21 protein-coding genes and 1 tRNA gene are annotated in these 23,657 nt (G+C 55.1%); 12 read left to right on the top strand and 10 right to left on the bottom strand.

The features are described from left to right. Positions 1-361 precede the first annotated feature (361 nt). From QEH57_RS13520 to QEH57_RS13495, 6 genes are all read right to left on the bottom strand, one after another. Positions 362-805 (bottom strand): hypothetical protein, encoded by a 444-nt coding sequence (locus QEH57_RS13520; protein WP_309007281.1) that lies wholly within the window; start codon positions 803-805, stop codon positions 362-364. 676 nt (positions 806-1,481) lie between these two features. Continuing rightward, positions 1,482-2,402 (bottom strand): DUF2059 domain-containing protein, encoded by a 921-nt coding sequence (locus QEH57_RS13515; protein ID WP_309007280.1) that lies wholly within the window; start codon positions 2,400-2,402, stop codon positions 1,482-1,484. A gap of 470 nt (positions 2,403-2,872) precedes the next feature. Beyond that, positions 2,873-3,448, bottom strand: coding sequence for a hypothetical protein (locus QEH57_RS13510; RefSeq protein WP_309007279.1), 576 nt, complete (start codon positions 3,446-3,448; stop codon positions 2,873-2,875). Positions 3,449-3,524: 76 nt separating this feature from the next. After that, positions 3,525-3,866, bottom strand: a complete 342-nt coding sequence (locus QEH57_RS13505; protein ID WP_309007278.1) for a hypothetical protein — start codon at positions 3,864-3,866, stop codon at positions 3,525-3,527. Then, positions 3,866-4,216 (bottom strand): hypothetical protein, encoded by a 351-nt coding sequence (locus QEH57_RS13500; RefSeq protein WP_309007277.1) that lies wholly within the window; start codon positions 4,214-4,216, stop codon positions 3,866-3,868. Before QEH57_RS13500 ends, QEH57_RS13505 begins: the two co-directional genes overlap by 1 nt. Positions 4,217-4,303: 87 nt before the next feature. Further along, entirely contained in the window at positions 4,304-5,245 is a 942-nt protein-coding gene (locus QEH57_RS13495) for a PIN domain-containing protein (protein WP_309007276.1), read from the bottom strand. Between the two features lie 237 nt (positions 5,246-5,482). On the opposite strand from QEH57_RS13495, the gene QEH57_RS13490 reads away from it, so the two are divergent. Further along, positions 5,483-5,695 carry a hypothetical protein gene (locus QEH57_RS13490; protein ID WP_309007275.1) on the top strand — a complete coding sequence of 71 codons (213 nt, stop codon included), beginning with the start codon at positions 5,483-5,485 and terminating at the stop codon, positions 5,693-5,695. Then, the gene (locus tag QEH57_RS13485) at positions 5,692-5,856 is read left to right on the top strand and encodes a hypothetical protein (protein ID WP_309007274.1); all 165 of its coding nucleotides are present in this window, start codon (positions 5,692-5,694) and stop codon (positions 5,854-5,856) included. Before QEH57_RS13490 ends, QEH57_RS13485 begins: the two co-directional genes overlap by 4 nt. Before the next feature lie 427 nt (positions 5,857-6,283). Here the strand turns inward: QEH57_RS13485 and QEH57_RS13480 are convergent. Beyond that, positions 6,284-6,374, bottom strand: a tRNA-Ser gene (locus tag QEH57_RS13480). A 149-nt stretch (positions 6,375-6,523) separates the two neighbouring features. On the opposite strand from QEH57_RS13480, the gene QEH57_RS13475 reads away from it, so the two are divergent. After that, the gene (locus QEH57_RS13475; RefSeq protein WP_309007273.1) at positions 6,524-7,306 is read left to right on the top strand and encodes an MBL fold metallo-hydrolase; all 783 of its coding nucleotides are present in this window, start codon (positions 6,524-6,526) and stop codon (positions 7,304-7,306) included. Between the two features lie 6 nt (positions 7,307-7,312). Here the strand turns inward: QEH57_RS13475 and QEH57_RS13470 are convergent, their stop codons facing one another. After that, complete coding sequence (locus QEH57_RS13470; protein ID WP_309007272.1) at positions 7,313-8,365, bottom strand: LacI family DNA-binding transcriptional regulator; 1,053 nt, start codon at positions 8,363-8,365, stop codon at positions 7,313-7,315. Between the two features lie 206 nt (positions 8,366-8,571). On the opposite strand from QEH57_RS13470, the gene QEH57_RS13465 reads away from it, so the two are divergent. The 5 genes from QEH57_RS13465 to QEH57_RS13445 all read left to right on the top strand — a co-directional run bounded on the left by QEH57_RS13465 (position 8,572) and on the right by QEH57_RS13445 (position 13,764). Then, complete coding sequence (locus QEH57_RS13465; protein ID WP_309007271.1) at positions 8,572-9,765, top strand: Gfo/Idh/MocA family oxidoreductase; 1,194 nt, start codon at positions 8,572-8,574, stop codon at positions 9,763-9,765. Next, complete coding sequence (gene rhaM / locus QEH57_RS13460; RefSeq protein ID WP_309007270.1) at positions 9,762-10,076, top strand: L-rhamnose mutarotase; 315 nt, start codon at positions 9,762-9,764, stop codon at positions 10,074-10,076. Before QEH57_RS13465 ends, rhaM begins: the two co-directional genes overlap by 4 nt. A 20-nt stretch (positions 10,077-10,096) precedes the next feature. Then, positions 10,097-10,366, top strand: coding sequence for a hypothetical protein (locus tag QEH57_RS13455; RefSeq protein ID WP_309007269.1), 270 nt, complete (start codon positions 10,097-10,099; stop codon positions 10,364-10,366). Positions 10,367-10,431: 65 nt separating this feature from the next. Further along, a complete protein-coding gene (locus QEH57_RS13450; RefSeq protein WP_309007268.1) occupies positions 10,432-12,849 on the top strand; it encodes a sodium/solute symporter in 2,418 nt (805 codons plus the stop codon). A gap of 27 nt (positions 12,850-12,876) precedes the next feature. Then, positions 12,877-13,764 (top strand): glycoside hydrolase family 43 protein, encoded by an 888-nt coding sequence (locus QEH57_RS13445; protein ID WP_309007267.1) that lies wholly within the window; start codon positions 12,877-12,879, stop codon positions 13,762-13,764. Here the strand turns inward: QEH57_RS13445 and QEH57_RS13440 are convergent. Then, complete coding sequence (locus QEH57_RS13440; RefSeq protein ID WP_309007266.1) at positions 13,757-14,839, bottom strand: PKD domain-containing protein; 1,083 nt, start codon at positions 14,837-14,839, stop codon at positions 13,757-13,759. The genes QEH57_RS13445 and QEH57_RS13440 overlap by 8 nt on opposite strands. A 22-nt stretch (positions 14,840-14,861) precedes the next feature. Beyond that, on the bottom strand, positions 14,862-15,521 hold the full coding sequence (locus QEH57_RS13435) for a DUF6250 domain-containing protein (protein ID WP_309007265.1): 660 nt from the start codon (positions 15,519-15,521) through the stop codon (positions 14,862-14,864). 152 nt (positions 15,522-15,673) lie between these two features. Between QEH57_RS13435 and QEH57_RS13430 the strand changes: the two genes are divergently transcribed. From QEH57_RS13430 to QEH57_RS13415, 4 genes are all read left to right on the top strand, one after another. Then, the gene (locus QEH57_RS13430; RefSeq protein WP_309007264.1) at positions 15,674-17,689 is read left to right on the top strand and encodes a beta-galactosidase; all 2,016 of its coding nucleotides are present in this window, start codon (positions 15,674-15,676) and stop codon (positions 17,687-17,689) included. A 17-nt stretch (positions 17,690-17,706) separates the two neighbouring features. Beyond that, a complete protein-coding gene (locus QEH57_RS13425) occupies positions 17,707-20,211 on the top strand; it encodes a glycosyl hydrolase (RefSeq protein ID WP_309007263.1) in 2,505 nt (834 codons plus the stop codon). A gap of 22 nt (positions 20,212-20,233) precedes the next feature. Beyond that, complete coding sequence (locus QEH57_RS13420) at positions 20,234-21,196, top strand: acetylxylan esterase (RefSeq protein ID WP_309007262.1); 963 nt, start codon at positions 20,234-20,236, stop codon at positions 21,194-21,196. Positions 21,197-21,305: 109 nt separating this feature from the next. Continuing rightward, positions 21,306-23,264: a family 43 glycosylhydrolase gene (locus QEH57_RS13415; protein WP_309007261.1), complete on the top strand. Its 1,959-nt coding sequence runs from the start codon at positions 21,306-21,308 to the stop codon at positions 23,262-23,264. The last annotated feature ends 393 nt before the right edge of the window (positions 23,265-23,657 follow it).

Genomic DNA, 23,657 nt, shown 5'->3' with positions numbered 1-23,657 from the left:
CAGATACAGATCGTCAATGCCAGTGACGCTCCCATGTCTCCAGATGGCCTGCTTTCACTCTGGGCGTAGTAGCTTTTTAGTGATTCTGAGATCTTAGGATATACGAAAAACTGCCATAACAGGGAAAACAGAGGAACCAACAGGAGGAAGCTCATGGCCGGATGTTGTTGTCGGTGTGGCTCAGGAATCCGGCTTAATACGATATAAGATAAAACCGCTGGAATCACCATAGGAACGAACAGTACGAAAAGGAAGGTCCACTCAGACCACCCGAGGTTCATGAAAGCTAGGATTTGGTGGTTTGTTATCATAAAATCTTTTTAGTAACCTGAAGGCCTTATGCCTAGGCAAGTGTGGTGCACTACCCAGTGCTGCGTGCACCGACTGCTTCTGGATTTTCTTTCGTTAGCCTCTGGATCAAAATCATGAGAATCGATGCTAATCCGAAGAGCAACAGATTGTTTTCTACGGGAAACTGAAAGTTCCAGGTTTTCAAGATCCCTTCCTCAACCCATACCTCCCTATGCGTCGTATACTTGGGCACGCTGACCAGGATCGGAATCAGCAAGAGTATCGGCAAATAGGAAACCTTCCTACGACCTCTCGCCTTCTGTAGTTTTCTCAACACGACGACCACAATGATGGCTGCAATAAGGATCATACTGGAGATTTCAAAAAAGGAAGTAACATTCACCACGTTCAAGCTCGATCCTTCCGAAAGATCCTTTTCTTGCTCCTCGATTCGCCAGTTTCCCAGGATCGCAATAACTGCGATCGCGACATATACTAAATAGACCTTTTTCATATTTCTCTAACTATTTATATAGAGCCAACGACTTCACCATTTGGTGAAAGGAGTACCCTTTCGTTAATCAATTTTCCATCCACTGGTTCGCATTGTCCTCTTCCAGCCAATTTCCGTTTCCACCCTACAAGGCACTGGAATGAACAAGTCGTTTCGCCAGTTATCTTCAGTTCTACGAACATAGGGTCCGTTTCGCCACTTTGATTGGCGGTCCTTCCTACGAATACGTTGTTCTCGAGCACCCAAGCCTGAGTGAAATCCCCTTGCGGGCGACCGCCTTTTTCTTGTTCCGATCGCTTATCAACAAAAACATCGCCGTCTTATCATAATAAACCTGATGCTGCGTACTTCGTATTTTCTCCTTACTGCCGTTGTTTAGCATTACGGTGTTTTCGGTCCTGCTAGATGCGAGAAAATCGAAGTACCAATTTCGAACCTCATCCTTCGCCGATACCAGATTGAACATCAACAGGGTAACGATTATGATGTATGTATTTTTCATTGTTTCTGAATTAGAGCCAAGCCAGTTCAAAAATGATAACGAAAATAGTTGGGGCATTCCTGTAATTTCGTCGAACGCAGAGGTGTCACGCGGAGGTAAGCGCGGAGCGCTGGCCAGAGCCGTATGCACAACTTGTTGGCGGTTTTAGATGTTCAATTATTTTTTCCCAAACGATTATGGACCAGGGCTCCGACCAAAACTTGAACTGGTGTCGAATAAGATCCTGTACCCAGAGTGGGTGCAATACAGCTTATTGTCTTCAAGGAAGTAAGCATCTCCGGAAACAGATTTACTTTCGTATTTTGTCCATTTTCGATTGTTCGAGAATCCCTTCATCAATGCTTCAATCTCTGCATCCGAGAGTTGCGTTCTCATCTTTTCAACATAAGTGGCATTTTCATCCGGCAAACGAATTAGCGCAATTTTTGTCAGTTCGTCCTCTATAAAAAGAGCGTCGTAGTGATACCCTGCCCAATCTCCTTTAAGCACCGTGAATGATCTGCCTTCGGTCTCTAATTCCATGCGCTCTACCGGTGATCCAAATATTCTAGTAAACGCTGCTTCACCGAAACCGAAAACGCTCAATGCGTACTCGCCGTTATACACCAGTTCTGGGCTTGTTGTGCGACCACCGACTATACCTTTGTAGAATGGGGTCGTCCATTTTGCATCTGTGAGGATGGCTGTAACGTAACTGCGAGCTTCCGATCTACGAGCATTGACCCAGTCCGTTGCGGATTCATTCAAAGGTGGAACGTTAAAGCCACCCTTAGGGCCTGTTGAAGCGAGCCATTTTCGCCCAACTTCAGACATGTTGAAACTTAGAATAGCGTTAAGTTCCTCATCGGTGAACTCCTTCACGAGGTAGTCGACTAAGTCAGCTTCTAGCAATGCTTGGTTATACTGGCATTCATGTTCGAATGTGAGTCGCTGTTCATCTGTTAAATTCTGCCAGTGCTGCCAAGGCATGTTCAGTTTAGCTTCGATCATACCTGTTGATTGTACGACCAGCCTTGCTGTCTCTCGAATCTCCGCGAACGAAAAATTGGTTACAAAATGCGAAACAAGCAATATGAGGAGTGAAGCTCTGGTCATCGTCTTTAATTTTTGGTAGTCTTATCCTTCTTGATTAGAGTGTTTATTACGGCATTTGAGAAGATTCCATAATATGGATGAGGCTCAATTTTAGGGATCGTGCGTCTAGACTTGTTAGCCATATGTTCCTTCGTGTCCGGTGGGGTCAGCGTTACTGGAAGCCTTGCCCCGAATGGGATGGTTCGCTTGTCTTTTATCGCAGGTTCGAATTTAGCTTTCTTTCGAATAACGCCGAGCTCAGGCGACAAGACCTAGGCTATGGTTTGAGTTCTTTGGGCCATTGGGTTTCATGGGGTCGTCTTGAAAGACGCCGACCACGGATCTGACGCACTGGACCATCAGCATGTACTTTATTGGTTTGGGCTTCGGTTCCTTAGGCGAGCTCATTTAGGGTCGGATTCTTCGAAGTTAATTTTTGCTCAACATAGAGATGAGGCGCGGCCGTAAGCCGTTGCCTCGACTTGCTCAAACTACATCTCTTTGATGATTTGCTCTGACAAATTTTCAATTTCGTCCCGCTTTTCTTTTAGATATTTAACCTTGTCATCTACGAATTTGATGAGCTCTCTTTGTAGTTTTTCGGCTTCTTCGCCTCGATTGTCTGCAACAGAAAACTCATACGACAGCCCATCTAGACGATCAAAGACATCATCAATGTCGTTTATTATCGAAGTCTCCCTACACTGAAGTGCTCCTAGGAAATTCTCGATCTGCGACATTTTGCCAGCGGCTACTGTAGCTCTGACAGGATTGAACAGCTGGTTAAACTCGTCGCACAGCTCATACAAACTTCCGCAGATATGGAATTTATCGCAGGTATCCAAGAGTTCAGCTCGCGCATTTCTCAGATAGTCTACCTTGCCTTGCTCAATTGAAATACTCTTTGCGCCTTCAAGATAGTTAACAATCAGAGCAACAGCTCGGCCTAGGTCAGAAGATAACCGCAAGACACAGTTTCGTATCTTACTTCGGCCATCGCCGTTCATGGTTTTACCGACTGATATAATGCTTCTTGCCGCTTTTATAAACTCAGTTAATAGACCCATATTTTATTCCTTTCTTCGAACGCTAAGCACAGACGGCGAGCGCTTGCGCTCGTTTTCTGCTGCGCATTGTTGTGCCTTACTCGTATCTTCCTTTTTTCGATTTTATCACCTTTACGACGCTGTCATGAAGTGACCCATCAATGACGTCTTTCAGAATCAATTGATTCGTATCTTTGTTGTACTGCACGTGAATCCTCCACCCTGAGATTTTACCTATGTCGGCACGGTATATGGCCTGCTTTACTCCTGATACCTTGTGCAACCTAGTTTTAGGAAATATTCTAGTTCTGTGACATTCATTGTCTTCGAGCTCAGCAAGGGATTCCAAAAATAGCAGTTTGTGCTCCTTGTCTGGAAGCGTCTTATTTGCTTCGTGAATGATTCCGAATTGATCTAACAGTATTTTTATTTCAGCCATCAATCGTTATCCTCCAACTCAAGTAGCTTTTTTTGATAAATAGAATCAGCCATACTGCTAAATGCCTTTTTCATCCCGTCGTGTGATACAACTCTCAAAAGGGTGACGATTGTTTGTTCGAACAGCGGGTCAGGATCGATCGTCAAAACAATTCGTACTTTCGGCGTTGCTCGATAGACGTAGAGGGTGGAATCAAGACCTTCCGTTAATTTGATAGAAAGCGGTCTGAGCAACTTGATATTGTGGCTGTGGCCCTGTGTGGATACTTCGTGGCCTAGTCGATTGATTGCAGAAATCGTTCTCTTTTTCTCCTCTGGGCCGAGCTTAGAGATGCCTTTCTCAAAGGCCATAGTGCTCTCGTATGTTATTTCCATTATTTTTTTCACAACGCCGTGTACAGGCGGCGAGCGCTTGCGCTCGTTGTCTGCTGCGCTTTGTTAGGCATTCTTCCCTGAGTTTAGGATGTCATCGATAATTTTGTCGATATCGTCCTCTTTTTCCTTTTTTATGTCGGCCAAAATAGAATTGATGATTTGATCAAAAATGGGATTTGCTCTGTAGTCAGATTCCGAATCTGAATGACTTTTTGATTCGAGGTGAGAAGACGACTTTTTTAGTGATCGAACTTCCGCCTCGGATTCTTCTCGTGTCACTTTTACCTCTAATGCTTTTAGTGCCTCAGTTAGCTTTTTTGTGAATACTATCGATTTGTTTCCAACTCGCTCTCGAAATTCTTTCTTCAATTGGTCGTTTAGAAAGTAAGAACTATTGTGTTCGCAACCGTAGTCCCCATCGCGAGAAACAATATAAATTCTTCCCTTTAGTTTTTTGCTTGTTTCGATAATCCATTCCCAGTTTATGGCATCGCCATAGCTCGTGTCCTTCGCTTTTCGAGGTGGATATCCCAAAAGAAATCTTTTGTACGCGAGCTCTTTGATTTCCTCCTTGATTGGCATGTCTCGAGTTAATACGTGCTCTGCTTCATTGCTGAATATGCCTTCGAGAACTCTGTAAACTCGATCTTTCCCGTTGGGGTCAGATAGGATTGATGATATCTTTTTGTTGATTTGAGATATCTTTGTTTTCGAATTCTTTCGTATCTTTTCGAGTGCTTCCTTGTTATTCGAGTCTATGGCTACAGCAGGAATCGAACCTGTAGTTGTACTAGATATTCCATTTATAGTACCGAGAAGAGTCGTCTGGCGGTTCTTTAGAAATTCCATCTCTACTTGATAGGTAGATATAATCCTGTGGCGTACCGAGTTGAGCTTCTCAAGAAGGGTCAAGTTTGCCTCGTTGCTTGTTCGGTAGAAATCTAGAAAGATGTTCGTGTCTATGAAAGCGTAGGACTGTATCGGGGCCTTGGTTCTTTTTTTCATTTTTCTACACAACAGGTGATTGTAAGATTTCCGAATAATATCCTGACCGAAACGGCCGGAGGCAACTCATTTCTAAGTAATTACGCTTAACCCTAATCATTGAACGCCTTTTTTTCGGATGTTATCCAAACGTTTGGATAATATCCTGTGGTCGGAATTCCCAAACGTGCGCTGGAACCATTCCAGGACGCACTCGCAAACGAGCATATCCTAGAAAGGCAGAGGCAATTCTACGAGATGTGGCTCCGATTCTACCTCGACTTCTGCGACAGGAACGAATGCCCGGAAGGCAACGCAGGCAGTGTCGACCTTTTCGTCATCAGCCTGGAGAGCAGAGGCAAGGAGGCCTTCCAACAACGGCAGGCTGCCAATACGGCGGAGCCATCCGGTCCGCGGTCACCGCGAAGCCCGCACGGCACCTCGTTTTCCAACCGGTCCACCTTCGAGTGAGCAGACTCTGTTTCGAAGCCAACCTGCTGACCCTTCCAAGCGGCAAGGACGATCAAGCCTGCATCGCCCCCTCCCCGCCTTCCGAGGCTGGCAAGCCAGACCTCCTCTTACTTGCGAAAGGCAGGGCTAGCGCCATGGGAGCCGTAGCTCGGAGAGCGTAGACTGCTCGCGGCAAGTCCACTCCCAGCACTCGGACGATCGTGCCGGCGTCGCGGGGCATTCGCCGCGAAATCGTAAAGCATTTTGCTAAGGCAAAAAAATGGCGGAGTACCGAGGAGCATCGCGACGACACTTGAGGAGCGCAGCGACGAAACAAGGGGGATTGGTTGAACTGCGTCCAAGTCCTGCGGACTCACGCTGAGCGTGCCCCATCTTCGCTCGCATGCTCGCTTCGTCGAACTCCCCCTCGGGGGCTCTCATCCCCCTTGGCCACATCAAAAATGCAAAAAACGCCGCCCGGTTGGACGACGTTCATAGAAATTTAAAATGGCAGAGTACCGAGGAGCGTCGCGACGACACTTGAGAAGCGCAGCGACGAAACAAGGGGTTCCCCGATCGGAGCCATTTTTTTTTGCTAAGGCAAAAAAATGGCGGAGAGAGGGGGATTCGAACCCCCGGTACGGTTTACCCGTACGACGATTTAGCAAACCGTTGCCTTAAGCCACTCAGCCATCTCTCCGCTAAGGAGTTGGAACACTGTTAATTCAGTTTTGGAGATCAAGCCCTAAAACCGCATATTCGCCAAGAAATTTACTTTCCCCCTAAAGCTCTCTGCGAGAAGGCTTTTTGCTTGGATTTTGAAAGCGGAGAAGTTGGAAATCTCCCTCTATGATTTTGAGCTTCATGGGAACTGGCACGTCGCAGGGCGTTCCGATGATCGGTTGCGACTGCCCCGTCTGCCACTCCGCAGACCCGAGGAACACCCGCTACCGCACCCATGCCCACGTGCAGATGGGCGGCCTCAACATCCAGATCGATGCCGCCCCCGAGTTTCGCCTGCGGGCCTTGGAATTGGCGATTCCCAAGATCGACCTCGTCCTCCTGACCCATGGGCACGCCGACCATATCCAGGGCTTCGACGACCTTCGCCAGTATTGCGACCAGCGGGGTGGCGAGGCGATCCCCGTCTATTCCAACAACGACGGCCTCGATCGCCTCAGGGAGGTCTACCCCTACGCCATTCGCGACAAGGCCGTCTTCAAGAGCTACCCTGCCTTCAAGGCCCTCGAAATGCCGGGCGTCCTGGACCTGGGAAGCGATGGTCGCGTGTATTCGACCGTGCAGGACCATGGCAGATTCGAAACGCTGGGCTTTGTCTTCGAGGAAAGCGGATCCGGCAAGCGCCTCGCCTACTTCACCGATTGCAGCGGGGTGAGCGAGGAAGCGGAACAGCTGGCCAAAGGGGCCGACGTGGTGGTGCTCGACGCCCTCCGGCCGATGAGCCACCCTTCCCACATGACGATCGGCGAGGCAATCGAGGCCGCCCAGCGGATCGGAGGCGCCCAAACCTACCTCATTCACATGACGCACCACGTGGAGCACGAATCGGTGGATACGGATTTGCCCGAAGGCATCCAGCTGAGCTTCGACAAGCTCGTGGTGGAAATCTAGCTTCCCTTAGCGATTGGAGTCGACGGCTTCCCTCCCGGCCGCCTTTAGGTCGCGGGTGGTCGGTCCATCGATCCAAATGGCAGGGATGGTAGTCGTAGACGCCGTATCCGGAATCCCATACGCGTTGCGATGCAGCTGCCCTACTAGCAGCTCGATCCCGCGGCGGCCAATCAAGTTCGGTCGCAGGTCCAATCCGCTGCAAGGCGCATCGCTCATCATGACGTTCAAGCAGCAAAAGCCGTGCGTCTGCGGAACCTTAGCCCCCATTTCCTCCATCCAGCCAAGCACCTCGGGGCGATGGCTCAACACCACGTCAGGCTCGCTTTTATCGAACCACTCCTTGAAGGACTTTTCGTTGATGTCGTCGAGGACCAGCGGCTCCAGCGCCTCGAAGTTGTCCGACCTCGTATTCTGGATACGATAGGCAGCCTCCCAGCGGTAGAGCAGACGCTGGTCGTGGGCTCGGTGCAGCACCAAGCCGGGACGCTGGTAGCCAAGCTCCTCCAGCTTGCGCATGGCGACGACCATGGAGCGGAAGTGGTCCGAGCAAACGGAATCCAAGGCAGGTTGCTCGATGATATAATCCGTGTAGATGCCCGCATAGAGATCCCAATCCAAATTGCGGATATCCGGAGTGGTAGCCGCCGGCAACACCAGCAGCCCGCGCACGCCGCGCGACTTCAGGATGGTATTCAGCCGGGACACGGTAAGTCCCTCCGACCCGAGCACGAAAATCTCCGTCTTGAAGCCGAGCTCCTGGGCCATCTTCTCCGCTCCCGAATAGACCTCGCGGTGGTAGCGGCGGGCGGCGGAAACGCGTTGGTCCGAGCTTTCCAGGTCGACCACCGCAAGCACGCCGCGAAAGGCTCCCGCCCCCGATCGACGCATCTCGGACATCAAGGCTCCCGCCAAAGGGTTGTGCTTATAGCCGGCTTCCTTCGCTGCCTTTAGCACGCGCTCGCGCGTCTCCTTCTTGACTCGCGGCTTGTTTCGCAACGCGTCGGAAACGGTCGTGTGCGAGAGGCCTAGGGCTTTGGCAAGTTCTCTTACGGAATTCATGGGGCTCAGGGGTCAGGTAAACGCCAGAACGGGAGCGCGAATGCAGTCCTTCGGGTTTCTGACTGTCAGAACTCTCGCGGTTCGCTCGCCCTGACAAGTACAAATTTACTGCGACCATCATTTTTTGATACTAAACGGGTCCGCCCGAGCTAATCGACTCGTTCGGAAATCGGTTCCCGATACCCTCAGCCTTTCCTTAACCCTAAATGATTCAAACCGCAGGAATCCCTCCCCGTATCGCGCTCATCGGCGTTTCTGGATACGCCGAAGTCTATATAGACTGGCTGCTGGAAGCCCACCGAGACGGCTCCATTCGCATGGCAGCCGCGACCATCCTCCCGAACGAACGCAAGCTCCCTTCCGCAGTGGCGCTGCAAGCTATCGTATCCAAGATCTATGACAGCTACGAAGACATGTGCGCCGCCGAAGCGGGCAAGCTGGACATTTGCTTCATCCCAACCGGCATCCAGTGGCATGCGCCCATGGCTATTGCCGCGTTAAAAGCGGGTTGCAACGTGCTCGTGGAAAAACCCCTTGCCGGCTCCATCGCCGACGTGGATCGCGTCCGAGCTGCGGAAAAGCAGTACGACAAGTGGATCGCGGTCGGTTTCCAGGATATGTACACGGCGGAAATCCTGCAGCTCAAGCAAAGCCTGCTGAACGGCATCATCGGCAAGATCCAGTCCGTATCCATGATCGGAGCCTGGCCGCGTCCGGTCTCCTACTACGAGCGAAACCAATGGGCCGGCAAGCTGGAGGTCAACGGCAGCGCCGTGATGGACTCTCCCCTCAACAACGCCTTCGCTCACTTCGTGAACCTTTCCCTTTTCCTAGCGGGCGAGGAGCTGCGCGCCTCCGTGAACGCCAAGGTAGACCAGGCGGAACTGTTCCACGCCCACGATATCGAAAGTTTCGATACAGCGGTCGTGCAGGCAACCGCCGAGAACGGCGTTTCGCTCTGGTTCGGCGTCACCCACGCCAGCGCCGAAACGATCGAACCACGCATCCGCATCGTCGGCGAGCGGGGCTCCGTCGTTTGGGAGCACGAAAAGGACTGCACCATTTTCGCCGACTCGCAGGAGCCGGTAACCGTCCCGGTCCCACGCTACGGGCAAACGCGCAAGAAGATGTTCGAAAACGTGATCGCCCGCCTCGCCCAGTCGAGCACGCCGATCTGCGACACCTTGATCGCGAAGTCCCACACTTGCCTGATCGAAGGCATCCACAAGAATGCGGAAATCGCCCCGATCCATCCCGATCTGGTCGAGGCGGTAAACATCGGGACGGACAAGCAGTCCATCCCCGCTATCAAGGAAATCGGCAGCTTGCTCGAGCGAGCGTTCGAGACTGGCAGCGGCTTGGGCGACCTGAGCGTAAACGCGGTTCAAGCGGAACGATGATCAGGAAAGCTTTTGTCATGTCGGTGGCTTCCGGTCAGGAAACTGAATACGAACGCCGCCACTCGCCCATCTGGAAGGAGCTCGACCAGGCGCTTAAGGACCACGGCGTCAGCAACTACTCCATCTTTCTCCATCCGGATACGCAGCAACTGTTTGGATACGCCGAGATCCAAGACGAAGAACGATGGAGCGCTATCGCCAACACCGAGGTCTGCCAAAAATGGTGGAAGCATATGGCGGACATCATGCCGAGCAATCCGGACCACAGCCCCGTATCCACTCCCCTGAGGGAAGTTTTTCACCTCGACTAGAACACACTGGACTCCCCCCGATGACACCCATCCAGACCCAAATTTCAGTCGATGCGGAATGTATCCATTCCAAGACGACACACTACGATAACGATCTCAGCGACCTATCCGCCATGGACTTCTCCTCGAGAAGCCTGCCCCAGCTGGGGAGCGAGCGGATCGATGCTGGCCAAGGAAGTCGCGTCGCCGACAACGCCTATGTAGGAAGCGCGTCGGGGGGCGCGCTTTTCGGCAGGCGCGACTTCCGGAAGCCAGACCAACCGCAGCTTTCGCTAGAACAATCCTCTTGAAGCTCTAGTCATCGTCCCGACTATAGACTCCGTTCCGATCCGAGATCCCCTTTCATCAAAACCCGATGCCCCAACTTCGTTCCAAAATCTTCGCGCTCCTCGTAGCCGCGAGCTTGCTGATCGCCAACTCCTTCGCCGAAGAAGCCAAGACCTTCCAAGAGCTACTGCTCGAACCTCAGAGCAACTTCAAGGCGGAGGTCTCGAACACCCAGTTCGTGAAGCTAGGCGGCGCCCTGCTCTCGATATCGCTAAGCGACGGCGCGATACGTTCCTATTCGCCTGAATCCCAGGAGTGGTCCCAAGTCGCAACCCTGGAAAGGTCGCTCGAAGGATCCGCCTTCGCGAGCTCCGGAACCTCTCTCTACCTCGTCGAAAGCCAAGGCGCCCAAGCGAAAGCTGTCACGCGAATCGACTGGCTCGAGTCCGGCCAGCTCTCCCTTGCCTCGCTGCCCAGCCTGCCCGAGCGCCTGCAGAATCCCACTGCTCTCGTAGCGGACGGCAAGCTCTACCTAGCGGGAGGCTCAGCCGATCAAGCCACCCACTTCCTGGCCCTCGACCTCTCGCCCCTCGCCTCCGAGTGGAAGCAACTTCCCGATCTGCCGAGCCCCGCTCGCTCGGGCGGCAAGCTCTTCAAGGCCATCGAAAGCATCTACTACATCGGCGGCTACGACGCCGCAGGCCAGCGATTGCCCGTCGCTTACTACCATCCGCTCTACGGTTGGCGCGAAAAGGACACGCCTCCCGCATGGTCCGCCAAGGCGTCCCTGTCCGCCATCGGCGATTCGCACTCCGTCATCTTGCTAAACCACGAATCCCGAGCCCCCGAGATCTACTTGTATCACGCAATTGGAGACAGCTGGGTAAAGCTAAAGGAATTGAACGAACTCAGCGGAGGAGAGGCGCAGCTGGTCGGAAGCAACAACGACATGCTGGCCATCGCCAAAGACTCGTCGCTGCGGCTCTCGTTTTCCGATCCAGAAACCAACTACGGCTGGTGGGACCACTTAGCGGTCGCGGGCTATTTCGCGATCATGATCTACGTCGGCTTCTACTTCACCAAGCAAAGCAAGACGTCCAACAGCTTCTTCCGCGGCAGCAACAACATTCCTTGGTGGGCTACGGGCATGAGCTTGTTCGCGACGGGAGCGAGCGCCTTGAGCCTGCTTTCCATGCCCGGCAAGTCGTACTCCACCAATTGGACCTTCTTCGGGATCAGCATCTTTTCTGTCATTTGCCTGCCGCTCTCCATGTACCTGCTGGCACCGCTCGTGCGTAAGTTGAACTTCGCGACCGCTTTCGAATACTTGGAGCATCGCTTCGGGATTTCGGTGCGCATGTTCGGCAGCGCCATCTTCGTAATGCAGCAAATCCTCGGACGCATGGGCCCCGTCATGCTGCTGCCCGCCATCGCCATGAACGCGATCACCGGCATCGACGTCAAAACCTGCATCATCGCCATGGGGGTCGTCACCACCCTCTACACCTTCCTCGGCGGGCTCGCTGCGGTGATCTGGACCGACACCATCCAAGGCTTCGTCATGATCGCCGCTGTCCTCGGCTGCCTGGTTCTGGTTTATATCAAGATCGATATGCCGGCCAACGAGATGCTCAGCATTCTCGACGCCGGCGACAAGCTCCACACCTTCAACTGGAGCGCCAACTTCACCCAAGACAACGTGATGACGATGTTCTTCGGTATCCTCGCAATCACTCTCTTCGGTATCAGCGACCAGAACTACGTGCAGCGCGTCCAGTGTACGCCCACCCTGGGCGACGCCAAGAAGGCCATCGCGACGCAAATGGCAGTAGCCGTTCCCATCAACCTGCTCCTTTTCGGACTCGGCACCGCCCTCTTCCTCTTCTACCGCAGCAATCCCGGGGACTTGAATCCGGTCATGAAGACGGATGGGATTTTTCCCTTCTTCGCCGCCCAGCAACTGCCGCCCGGCGTTTCCGGCCTCGTGGTCGCCGCCCTTTTAGCCGCAACGATGTCCACCATCTCCAGCGCTATCTGCAGCGTATCCAATCTCGGGGTCGACGACTTCTATCGCCGCTTCCGCGCGGGAACGACCGACCGCGAAGCTGTCATTATGGGACGGATACTAACCGTCGTTGTCGGAGCTCTCGGCATCGCCGCAGCCCTCTTCCTCGCCGATTTCAAGACACCTTCCATCTGGGACTTGGCCAACCGCCTGATCAGCTTTATCACCTCCGCGACGCTCGGCATCTTCGCCCTCGGACTCTTTAGCAAAAAGGCCAACGAGATCGGAGTCATCGCGGGCATCATTGCCGGTATCGCTTCCACCTACTACCTTAAGACCTATACTCCGCTGAGCTACTGGTTCTATCCCTTCACCGGCTCCGGCGTGACCTACGTGGTAGGCGTAGCGGTCAGCTTGGCCTGCGGCGGCAACCGCAAGCCTATCGAGGGTCTTACCGTCTACACCTTGCGCTCTCGCAAGGGCGGCTTGGACGACCAATAGGCAAGCGAGATCGAACGGTTTCTCGAAGTGGACACGGTACACCTTTTCGCCTACTTCGTAGGAAACGGCCAGCAGGGCATGCGGCTTGCCAAAAGCGAGGACGGGCTGCATTGGAGCGACGTTTCCGATCGCTTTTTCATCGCCCCCGACGCGGGACTGATGAGAGACCCGTTCTTGCTGCGCGGTCCGGACAAACGATACCATCTGATCTGGACAACCGACTGGGAGTCACAAGATATCGGATACGCGAGCTCCCAGGACCTCGTCCATTGGAGCGCACAGAAGCGACTCCCCGTTATGGCAAGCGTTCCCGGGACGCGAAACTGCTGGGCCCCGGAGATGAGCTACGATCCGGTGAAGGAAACCTTCCTGATCTACTGGGCATCCACGGTCACGGGCCTGTTCCCCGAGAGCGCTGGAAGCTCCGAGAGCAACTACAACCACCGTATGTGGTGCGCGACGACTAAGGATTTCCAGACCCTAAGCAGCCCGAGCGTCTTCTTCGATCCGGGCTTCAACGTGATCGACGTCACCTTGATTCAAGAAGCGACCGGAAACGTTCGCCTCATCGGCAAAGACGAACGCTTGCAGCCGGAAAAGAAAAAACTGTTCACCTGCCAAGCCGATTCCCTCTACGGACCCTTCTCCCCGCCAAGCGCGCCTTTTACGAAAGCGTGGGTGGAGGGCCCCGCCACTCTGAAGGTCGGCGACTGGACCTACGTGTACTACGACGTGTACCGAGACAAACGATACGAAGCGAAACGTACCCAAGACTTCGAGGCCTGGGAGGACGTAGCCGAGCAAATCCGCTTTCCGGAGGGAGCTCGCCACGGAAGCATTATCAGCGTCAGCTCCAGCGAGTACCGAGCCTTAGAGCAGGCCGTGCTCGGGAGAGAGGCAAGCAAGCCTACTTGAAGCTGACATCCCACACGCGGCTAAACTGGGAACGCTCGCCCGCTTCATTCGTTACGCTTAGGGTGACAACGTAGTGCCCCGTTTCAGCGTATCGATGGATTGGATTCGCTTCAGTCGAGCTATTGCCGTCGCCGAAATCCCAGCGCCACGATTGGATTTCCCCAAAGGATTCGTCGAAGAACGCAACCATGCGCGACTTCCGGTCCACGATCCGACACGACCAAGCAGCCTGGAATTCAGGCAGCCGTTCCGACTCTCGCGGCATCAGTCGAAACGCCACAAGCTCATTCGCCTTGCCGTACATGGTATGCGCTCGCGATAGGTTCCAGAAGCCATTGTTCCTGTCGCTATCGACGTTGTCATAGTCGATAATCGCCCACGACAATCCGATCAGCTTCCCTTCCTGCAGTTTCGACTCCACCGAATTCTCCGGTCCCTCCGGACTCGCGAAGTCGAATGGCGTTATCCAAAACTCTAAAGTCAGTTTCCCGGATTGGCCCGGTTCGAAATCGTACCGGTACGCATAGTTCGAATACGGCAGCTCCTTAATCCACTGGGCCGGTCCCCACAGCATGCACCAGTCCTTGTCCCGAGCTGGCGTAAAGATGTGGTAGTTCTGGGCGTGGGCTCCGTGCATTGACAGCCAAGCGTCCGCGACTTCGAGGCGCTCTGCGTTGTTGCGAAAGCGATCGATCAAAGGCCCGCCCGAAAGATCCGCGTCCACCACCACCTCGAAGGTGTCGTTCTTCAGGCCCGGGAGCGAAAAGTCCCAGTAGTCGTCATAGGCCTCGTACAGGAAATAAAGCCGGTTCAGCCCTTTGACCCAGGCCACCTTTACCGACACATCCAGGCTTTCGGGCAAGGTCCCTTCGTGCTTGCCGGAGTCCTCCCAGAGCTCTTCCGTTCCCACCGCGTAGGACGAAGGCACCTGCGACCAATCCGTGGCATCGCCATCGATGCGCGGAATCTCGTCCGCGCCGAATTGGTAAATCTGGAAAACCTTATCCGCCCTCTCTAGCGCTGGTAAGGCCCAAGGAATACAGAGGACGGCAGAAACGAGAGCAAGGGGACGCATACGGGCAAATGGGGTGGCTTACTTAGCGGTTGAGGGACTCGATTTTCAAGTCGCTGATCGTCAGGTGACTCCAGACGGTGCGAAAGCCGAACCATCCTTTCGTCAAGGGTTTCGGATCCGCGTATTCAAAAATCAATTCGCCATCGCGAAAGTACTGAGCTTTCACCCCGTCCGCAACGAGCTCGATGCGATACGGCTTATCGGGTTTGATCAGGAATGCCGGTTCGGAAAGGTCGAACCCCGACAGCAAAGGCTTCTCGCCCCGTCCGAGGTAGCGACGAAAACGAGTCGTCGCGTTGTAGTTGCCTCCGTAGCCCACATAGTAGAGCTGCAAGTCGTCGTATTGGGCAAAAGCGCCTTCGCGTCCATGCCCCTCGGCAAAGAGATCGTCTAGATGGTCCAGGTCGCTCGCCATCCAAAAGCAGTTGATATCCGACACGCGCTCGGTCGATTTCGCTGTCACCGTGTAGCTGATACGCACCGGCGCCTCGACAGGGTGACGATACCAAACCGTACACCCTTTCTTGTCCCTTATCTCCAGGGCTCCGTCTTCCACCGTAACGCTGCCGCCCGGCTGCTGCTCGACCACCCAGTCAGTCAGCGGGGCTTCAAACGCGACTTCAACGGCGTCCGGGCGAGCCGCCTGGGAATTGGGAGCGCTTCCAAATAGGGTCATTGCCATGCTTGCGATCACTAGGTTCCAAGGGGTACGAAAAGTCATCGCCTCCGAATAATGCAGGCCTACCCCTTTCCTACAAACTCACCCTGCGTCTGACTGTCAGAACTAGCCATCCTATCCTGCGAGGCGTCTGCACCATATTGTTTCCGGCTTCTATGATTATCCCAAAACTAAGCGGTAAGATAATTTTCGGTTGCGACTACAACCCCGAGCAATGGCCGGAGACCATTTGGCAAGAAGACATGCGGCTCATGCAGCGCTGCGGGGTCAATTTGGTGAGCGTCGGCATCTTTTCCTGGGCCAAGCTCCAGCCGAGCGCTGACACATGGAATTTCGACTGGCTGGATCGCGTGATGGACTTGCTGGCGGAGCATGAAATCTTCGCGTGCCTCGCAACCGCAACCGCATCGCCTCCCGCGTGGCTCACCAAGCAGCACCCCGAAATCCTTCCCCTGACGCGGGACGGGAAGACCCTTTTCCCAGGATCGCGGCAGCATTACTCGCCCTCGAGCTCCGCCTACCGCAAAGCGGCAGCCACCCTCGTCGAAAAGATCGCCGAGCGCTACCAGGACCACCCCGCCCTCGCTGTCTGGCATATCAACAACGAATACGCCTGCCACATGCAGGAATGCTACGGCGAAGAATCCACCCAACGATTCCGACTGTGGTTAAAAAACAAATACAAGACTCTCGATTCGCTGAACGAAGCTTGGGGCACCGCCTTTTGGAGTCAGATCTTTGGCGACTGGGACGAGGTTCACCCGCCCCGCGAAGCGCCCTACTTTTCCAATCCCACCCAACAGCTGGACTTCAAGCGCTTCACCAGCGACGCGTTCCTCGATCTGTTCCTGATGGAGAAGGAGATTCTCAGGAAAAGGACTCCCGAAATCCCCATCACCACCAACTTCATGGGCTTCTTCAAGCCCCTCGACTACCACCGCTGGGCAAAGGAAGTCGATTTCACGGCCTGGGACAGCTATCCCGACCCCATCGACGAAAAAGCCGCCCGCCAAACTCACGCCGCCGGCAACGACCTGACGCGATCCCTCAAGCCCGATCAACCCTTCGTGCTGATGGAGCAGGCATCCTCGGCCGTAAACTGGCGTGACATCAACCTCCCGAAGCGCCCCGGCCTGATGCGTTTGATCAGTCTGCAAACCGTCGCCCGCGGCGGGGATGGCGTGATGTATTTCCAATGGAGAGCTTCCAAGGCTGGGACCGAAAAGTACCACAGCGCCATCGTGCAGCACGTCGGAGCAGAAAACAGCCGCGTATTTCGAGAGGTCGAAAAACTGGGCGCCGAACTCAAGCAACTCGCTCCCGTATCCGATTCTCGCGTACAAGCTGAAGTTGCCATCGTATTCGATTGGCACACTTGGTGGTCGCTGGAAGTCGATTCGCGTCCGAGCAAAATCGACTACCCGGCCGGCGCCAACCAGATCCACGACTGGTTCTATCGCCAAAACATCGCCGTAGACTTCGTTTCTCCGGATGCGGACCTTGCGCGCTACAAGCTCGTAGTGACTCCCTCGCTCTACATCGTCGACGACGCCTGCGCCGCTTCCCTCAAGGCCTTCGTAGAACAGGGAGGCACCCTGCTCGCAACCTACTTCTCAGGCATCGTCGATGAAAACGACCATGCCCAACTCGGCGGTTATCCAGCAAAGCTGCGGGACTTGCTGGGGCTTTGGGTCGAGGAGTGGCACCCATACTCCACCGGTCAGGGAAATCGCATCCGTTCCTTTGACGGCAATTCTTCCTACGACTGCGAGCTCTGGGCGGATATAGCGCACCTGGATGGGGCCGAGCCATTGGCCAGTTTCGAGGAAGGTTTCTTCAAGGGCGGTCCGGCGTATACGAAAAACGACTACGGCAAGGGCGCGGCTTACTACTTGGGCACTCGACTCAAGTCCGAGGGACTCGACTGGGTTCTACGAAACATCTGCTACCAGTCGGCCGGAATCGAGCCGGCCCTCACCCTGCCGGAAGGCGTGGAAAGCGCGATTCGCACGAACGAAAACGGGGAGTTCCTCTTCCTGCTTAACCATACCGACGCCGCTCAAACCATTGACCTTTCGGCTCGCTCTGGCGTAAACCTTGCAAGCGGCGAACACCTTTCAGGAACGATTGAGATTCCTCCGCTGGACGTGTTCGTCATCCAACTACAGTAAGCCCTTCGACCACCCCTATGCGCTGCCCCAAACTGATTTCCCTCCTCTCCTTAGTCGCCACGCTCGGCCTTTTCCAAAGCGAAGGATACTCCCAAGACTGGGCACCTGCGAGCTCGGTCAACAAACCGTGGACGCGTTGGTGGTGGCATGGATCCGCCGTGAACAAGGAAGAGATCACTCGCGAGCTGGAGTCGTTTTCACGGCTCGGACTGGGTGGCGTCGAAATCACCCCCATCTACGGCGTGCAGGGACTTGAAAGCCTGGAAACCCAGTTTCTTAGCGACGAGTGGCTGGAGCTGGTCGAGCACGCTTGCCTCGAAGCCAAGCGCTTGGGCATGGAGGTAGACGTGGTGCCAGGCACGGGTTGGCGCTTAGGCCACGAAAATGTACCGGAAGCGGAGCGGGCAGTTGAGCTGAAGCTTCACAAGTCGGGCAGCGGGCGCGATATCCACTACGAAGTCAAAGCCGAACTGAGCGGCGAACGGGTCAAGCGCCCTGCGCCGGGAGGATCTGGATACACCATCGACATGCTCGACCGCGACGCTGTCGCGAACTACATCGACGCTTTCAATCATCGCTTCTTCCAGCGCATCTCGCCGGATCTCGTCCGAGCCGTCTTCCACGACTCCTGGGAATACGAAACCAATTGGTCCCACGACTTCGAGAAGGAGCTTATCCAGCGCGGCCGCCTGTCCTCGCCGCAAATGTATTCGATTTTCGATACGGAGCGCACCGATATACCGCAAGACACTCTCGAGCGTTGGCGCTACGACTATCGCATCACGCTTGAGGAGCTGTTGCTGGAGAACTTCAGCGATACCTGGAACCAAAAGACGCACGCCTACCACTTGCTCACCCGCAACCAAGCCCACGGTTCCATCGCGAATCTCTTGGATGTCTATGCCAAGACCGACATTCCCGAAACTGAGATTTTCGGCGACAGCCAGGATTTCCTCATGCATAAGTTCGCCTCTTCCGCGGCCCACGTGACCGGCAAGAAGCTTGTATCGGCCGAGAGCTACACCTGGCTTTCCGAGCACTGGACCAGCGATCTCGCGAAGATCAAGAATGCCACCGACTACCTCTTCCTCTGCGGCGTAAACCACTTGTTCTACCACGGAACCGCCTACTCGCCCGAAGACGCAGCGTGGCCGGGCTGGGTCTTCTACGCGTCCACCCAGCTCCACGACCGCAACCCCATCTGGCACCACCTCCCCGCCCTCAACAAGTACATCACCCGCGTGCAGACGCTGCTGCAATCCGGGCAACCCTACGCGGACCTCTACCTCTACTCGCCGATGGCCGACCCTTATTCCGAGGCGCCGGGAACCAAGCTTCGCCAAAACATCGACGGCAAGCGTTGGTTCAAAGGCACCGGCCTCGAAGAGAGCGCTCAAGCCCTCTGGGATGCAGGAGTCCACTTCGATTTCATATCCGATCGCCAAATCGAAAAACGCGTGCTGAGCTCGGCTCCGACCCCAACGATCGTCCTGCCAAGGCTCAAACGGATTCCGCTGCGCACCGTAAAGGCTCTCAAGCAACTTGCCCTGCAAGGAGTCACAGTCCTCTCGCTCGAAGACCCGCAAAATTGGATCGTACCGGGCTTCCAAAACCACGAGGAGCGCCAGGCGGAGCTGCAGGAGCTCGTCGCATCCGCCCTTTCGGAGAAACGCATCGAACAGGTTTCGCTACAGCAGATTGCGCAATCCGCATCCGACAGCTGGCAAGCGTCTATCCCGATTCGCTGCATTCGCCGTATCCAAGAAGACGGTACGCAAACCTACTTCTTGGTAAATCGCAGCAATCGGAGCGAAAGCGTTTCCCTTTCCTTTTCCGGAACGCCTTCCGCAGTTCAGCGCCTCGACCCCTGGACCGGCGAGAGCGGCTCTCTTGCACTTCAAAACGGAACCCTTCCACTCACCCTCCAGCCCCATCAGTCTACCCTTATCCAAACCATAGCCAAGGCCGCTTCCCTTCCGCCATTCCCGCAAGCGGCCTCTGCAACGGGCGAGGTGGTTGAACTGGACGAAAGCTGGCACCTCAGCTTCATGGACGGTGGCCCCACCCTGCCTGCAAGCCGCCGCTTAAAGCAGCTCCTTCCCATTACCGAATTGGGCGAAAGCGAACTGGAAAATTTCGCCGGCTTGCTTGCCTACGAAAACACCTTCACCCTCGAAGCCGAAAAGCTCGGAAAGCCGCTGCAGCTCGATCTCGGCCAGCTCAGCAGCAGCGCCCAAGTATTCGTCAACGGCGAGCTTGCCGCGACCTGCATCCAAGCTCCTTTCCGCCTCCAAGTCCCCACCGCGCTGCTGAAGCCTGGCAGCAACGAGCTCCGCATCGAAGTCGCCACCTTGGCCACCAACCGCATCCGACACCTCGACCGGAGCAAAACGCCTTGGCGCATCTTTAAAGACATCAACTTCGTCAACATTGACTACAAGCCCTTCGATGCGTCTGAATGGGAGCTGACTCCCTTCGGTCTGCTGGGTCCGGTAACGCTCCGGCTGCAGGCCACTAACTAAAAGACTCATACGTATCCGCTCCATGCCTCTCGTAGACAAGCCGCTCCACGAACTCAAAACCTACCAGGGAACCAATCCGCGTCCCCAGGATTTCGATACCTACTGGGACGACTCCCTAAAGGAACTGGATGGCATCGAGCCCGACCCCATCCTCGTCCCCAACGACTCGATTTCCCCCCGCAATGCGGACTGCTTCGACCTGACCTTTACCAGCGTCGGCGGCGCTCGCATCTACGCGAAGTACCTGCGTCCCAAAAACGCGGCCAACTGCCCCGCCGCTCTCATGTTCCATGGCTACAGCGCCGAATCGGGCGAATGGAACGACAAACTGGCCTACGTTGGCGAAGGCATCGCCCTCGCCGCTATGGACAGCCGGGGACAGGGCGGCCTTTCCCAAGATGTCGGGGGAACGCTCGGCACCACGCTGCGCGGACACATCGTACGCGGCCTAGAAGATCCGGACCCGAAGAAGCTGCTGTTCCGCTCCCATTTTTTGGATACGGTTCAACTGGCTCGAGTGATCGCCAGTTTCGAGGAAATCGACGCGGACCGGATCGGTTGCTTCGGTGGTTCGCAAGGCGGTGGATTGGCCCTCGCCTGCGCGGCCCTGTCCCCGCTCATCAAGCGCTGCGCCGTCTTTTTCCCTTTCCTTTGCGACTATCGCAGAGTTTGGGAGATGGATCTCGCCAAGGATGCCTACGAAGAACTCTCCTACTATTTCCGCCGCCGCGATCCCGCCCACAAAACGGAAGAAGCTGTATTCGAAAAGTTGGGATACATCGACTGCCAGCACTTGGCTCCCCGAATTACAGCCAAAGTCCTCATGCAGTCCGGCTTGATGGATACCATCTGCCCGCCTTCCACCCAGTTCGCTGCCTACAACAAGATCACCTCCGAAAAGGACCTGATTGTCTACCCCGATTTCGCCCACGAAGTTCCTACCGGCGGCTGGGACCAGGTCTTCAACTTCATGACAAAACTTTAAGCTGCCCTCAAAAAGCCTGTCGGGATTCGCAGCCAAAGAGCGCAGGTAAGGGTGGGCAGACCTCAGAAACTAGGCTTCTCACTCCCTTTGCCCTTCCAACCATCCAAGCATGAATCGTTTCCGCTCCCTATTGATCCTATTTCTCGTCATGGCTTCCACCTTGAACCTGCTCTCTGAAGAGTATCCGAATCCCCTGGTCCTGCAGCGAGCCGACCCGTGGATACACAAGCACGACGACGGCTTCTACTACTTCATCGCCACCGCTCCGCAGTACCTCCGCATTGAACTGCGTCGCGCCGAAACCATCGCAGGCCTGGCATCTGCGGAACCGTTCACGATCTGGAACGCCCACCAAAGCGGCCCGATGGGAAATCACATCTGGGCCCCCGAACTCCATTTCCTCGACGGGAAATGGTACATCTACTTCGCGGCCGGTGACGCCGAGGAAAAATGGCGCATTCGCATGTACGTGCTCGAGAACGATGCCGCCAATCCGCTGGAGGGGAACTGGGTGGAAAAGGGTCAGGTAAAAACCGCGTGGGACGACTTCTCGCTCGACGCCACCGTGTTCGAAAACCAGGGAAAGCGCTACTACGTCTGGGCCCAGATGGACAAGGAGATGGGCGTCAATTCCAACCTCTACATCTCGGAGATGGAAAACCCCTGGACCTTGAAGGGCCCCTACGCCCTCTTGACTACGGCGGAATACAGCTGGGAAACGATGAAGTACAAGGTCAACGAAGGCCCCGCTATCCTGAAGCGAAACGGCAAGGTCTTCATGACCTACTCGGTCAACGCCACCGATCGCAATTACCGCATGGGACTGCTTTGGGCGAGCGAAGATGCCGACCTCCTGGATCCTGCGTCCTGGACGAAATCCCCCGGCCCCGTCTTCCAAACCTCCGAGGACAACGGAATCTACGGGCCCGGACACAACGGCTTTACCCAAGACGAAGAAGGCGATGACATCCTCGTGTATCATGCCCGCAACTACAAGGATCTCGAAGTCTTCTCGCTTCTCGACTGGAACCGACACGCCCGAGTGAAACCTTTCACCTGGACCGAAGGAGGATTTCCCGACTTCGGCCAACCCCAGCCAGAGACGCCTGCCAAGGTCGCCTCCAAGCCGCTCTTTCGCGATCCGATCCACGACGGCGCCGCCGATCCAGTGGTCATCTGGAACGAGCTCCGGGGACGCTGGTGGATGTTCTACACCAACCGCAGAGCCAAGGTAGAAGGCTTAAACGGAGTGCAATGGGTACACGGCACCCACATTGGCATCGCCGAATCCACGGACCAAGGCGCCACTTGGAAACGCTACAGCCAAGCCTCCATCCACGGCTTGCCGCCGGAGTTGCAGGTGAAGGATCCGACCCACTGGGCCCCGGAAGTTATTCGTGGCCCCAACGGCGATTACCACATGTACCTGACTTTCGTTCCCGGCGTATTCGACGATTGGGGACACCCACGGGTCATCATCCACCTGACCAGCCAGGATCTCGAAAACTGGCACTACCAGTCGACGCTGCCGCTAATCAACGAAAAGGTCATCGACGCCTGCGTCATTCAGCTCGGTGAAAACCATTGGCGCCTTTGGTACAACAACGAGCTCGATGGAAAGTCCATCTACTACGCGGACAGTTTCGACCTCTACCACTGGGAGGACCAAGGCAAGGCGGTCGGCGACAAAGCTGGGGAAGGCCCCAAGGTTTTTCGGTGGAAAGGCTTCTACTGGATGGTCACGGACGTTTGGGCCGGCCTCGGGGTCTACCGCTCCGATGATGCGATCCAGTGGCAACGCCAAAGTGGCGACAACCTGCTCGAAGCTCCCGGAAACGGAGCGGACGACGGGGTCATCGGCGGACACCCCGACGTGGTCGTACAAGGCGATCGCGCCTTCCTGTTTTACTTCACCCACCCCGGCCGCGCGAAAGCGTCATTGCCTGATGGATACGAAACTCGACGCAGCTCCATACAAGTCGTCGAACTTCGCTACGAAGACGGAAAGCTGCAAGCCGACCGCGATCAAGAGACCCGCATCAAGCTCGACCCGCGCTTCGCTCCCTAGGGGATACGATTAACATCGACTACCTTATCCCCTTTCCCACGAGCACGTATCCACTCCGTGATACGTGTTTTTTTGTCGATGGAAAATGTCGGCTCAAAGCTCATCGAAGCCGCTTAAACAGGAGGCTCACGCAACAAGAGACATCGCGGCGCCTCCTAAATCTTACTGTCAGAACCTAGCTTCGTTGGAAAAAGCGCAAAGCTGTTTCTTTATATATGTAATCACCCCCAGACCCGCTCTGGCTGCCTTCAAACGACAACTACCTCACCGGACCTCACCCCAGCTCGCGGTCCTGTTTTCTTCAAACGCCCAACCCTCGCTTAGACTTGACCACGTACCCCTGAGACACGTGACGGCTGAGCCATTCTTAAACCTTTGCATCAAACCTACTAC

Source organism: Pelagicoccus sp. SDUM812005 (assembly GCF_031127875.1).
GTDB lineage: Bacteria > Verrucomicrobiota > Verrucomicrobiia > Opitutales > Opitutaceae > Pelagicoccus.
Note: the sequence above shows the minus strand (reverse complement) of the source record. Positions and strands in the feature narration are given on the sequence as shown.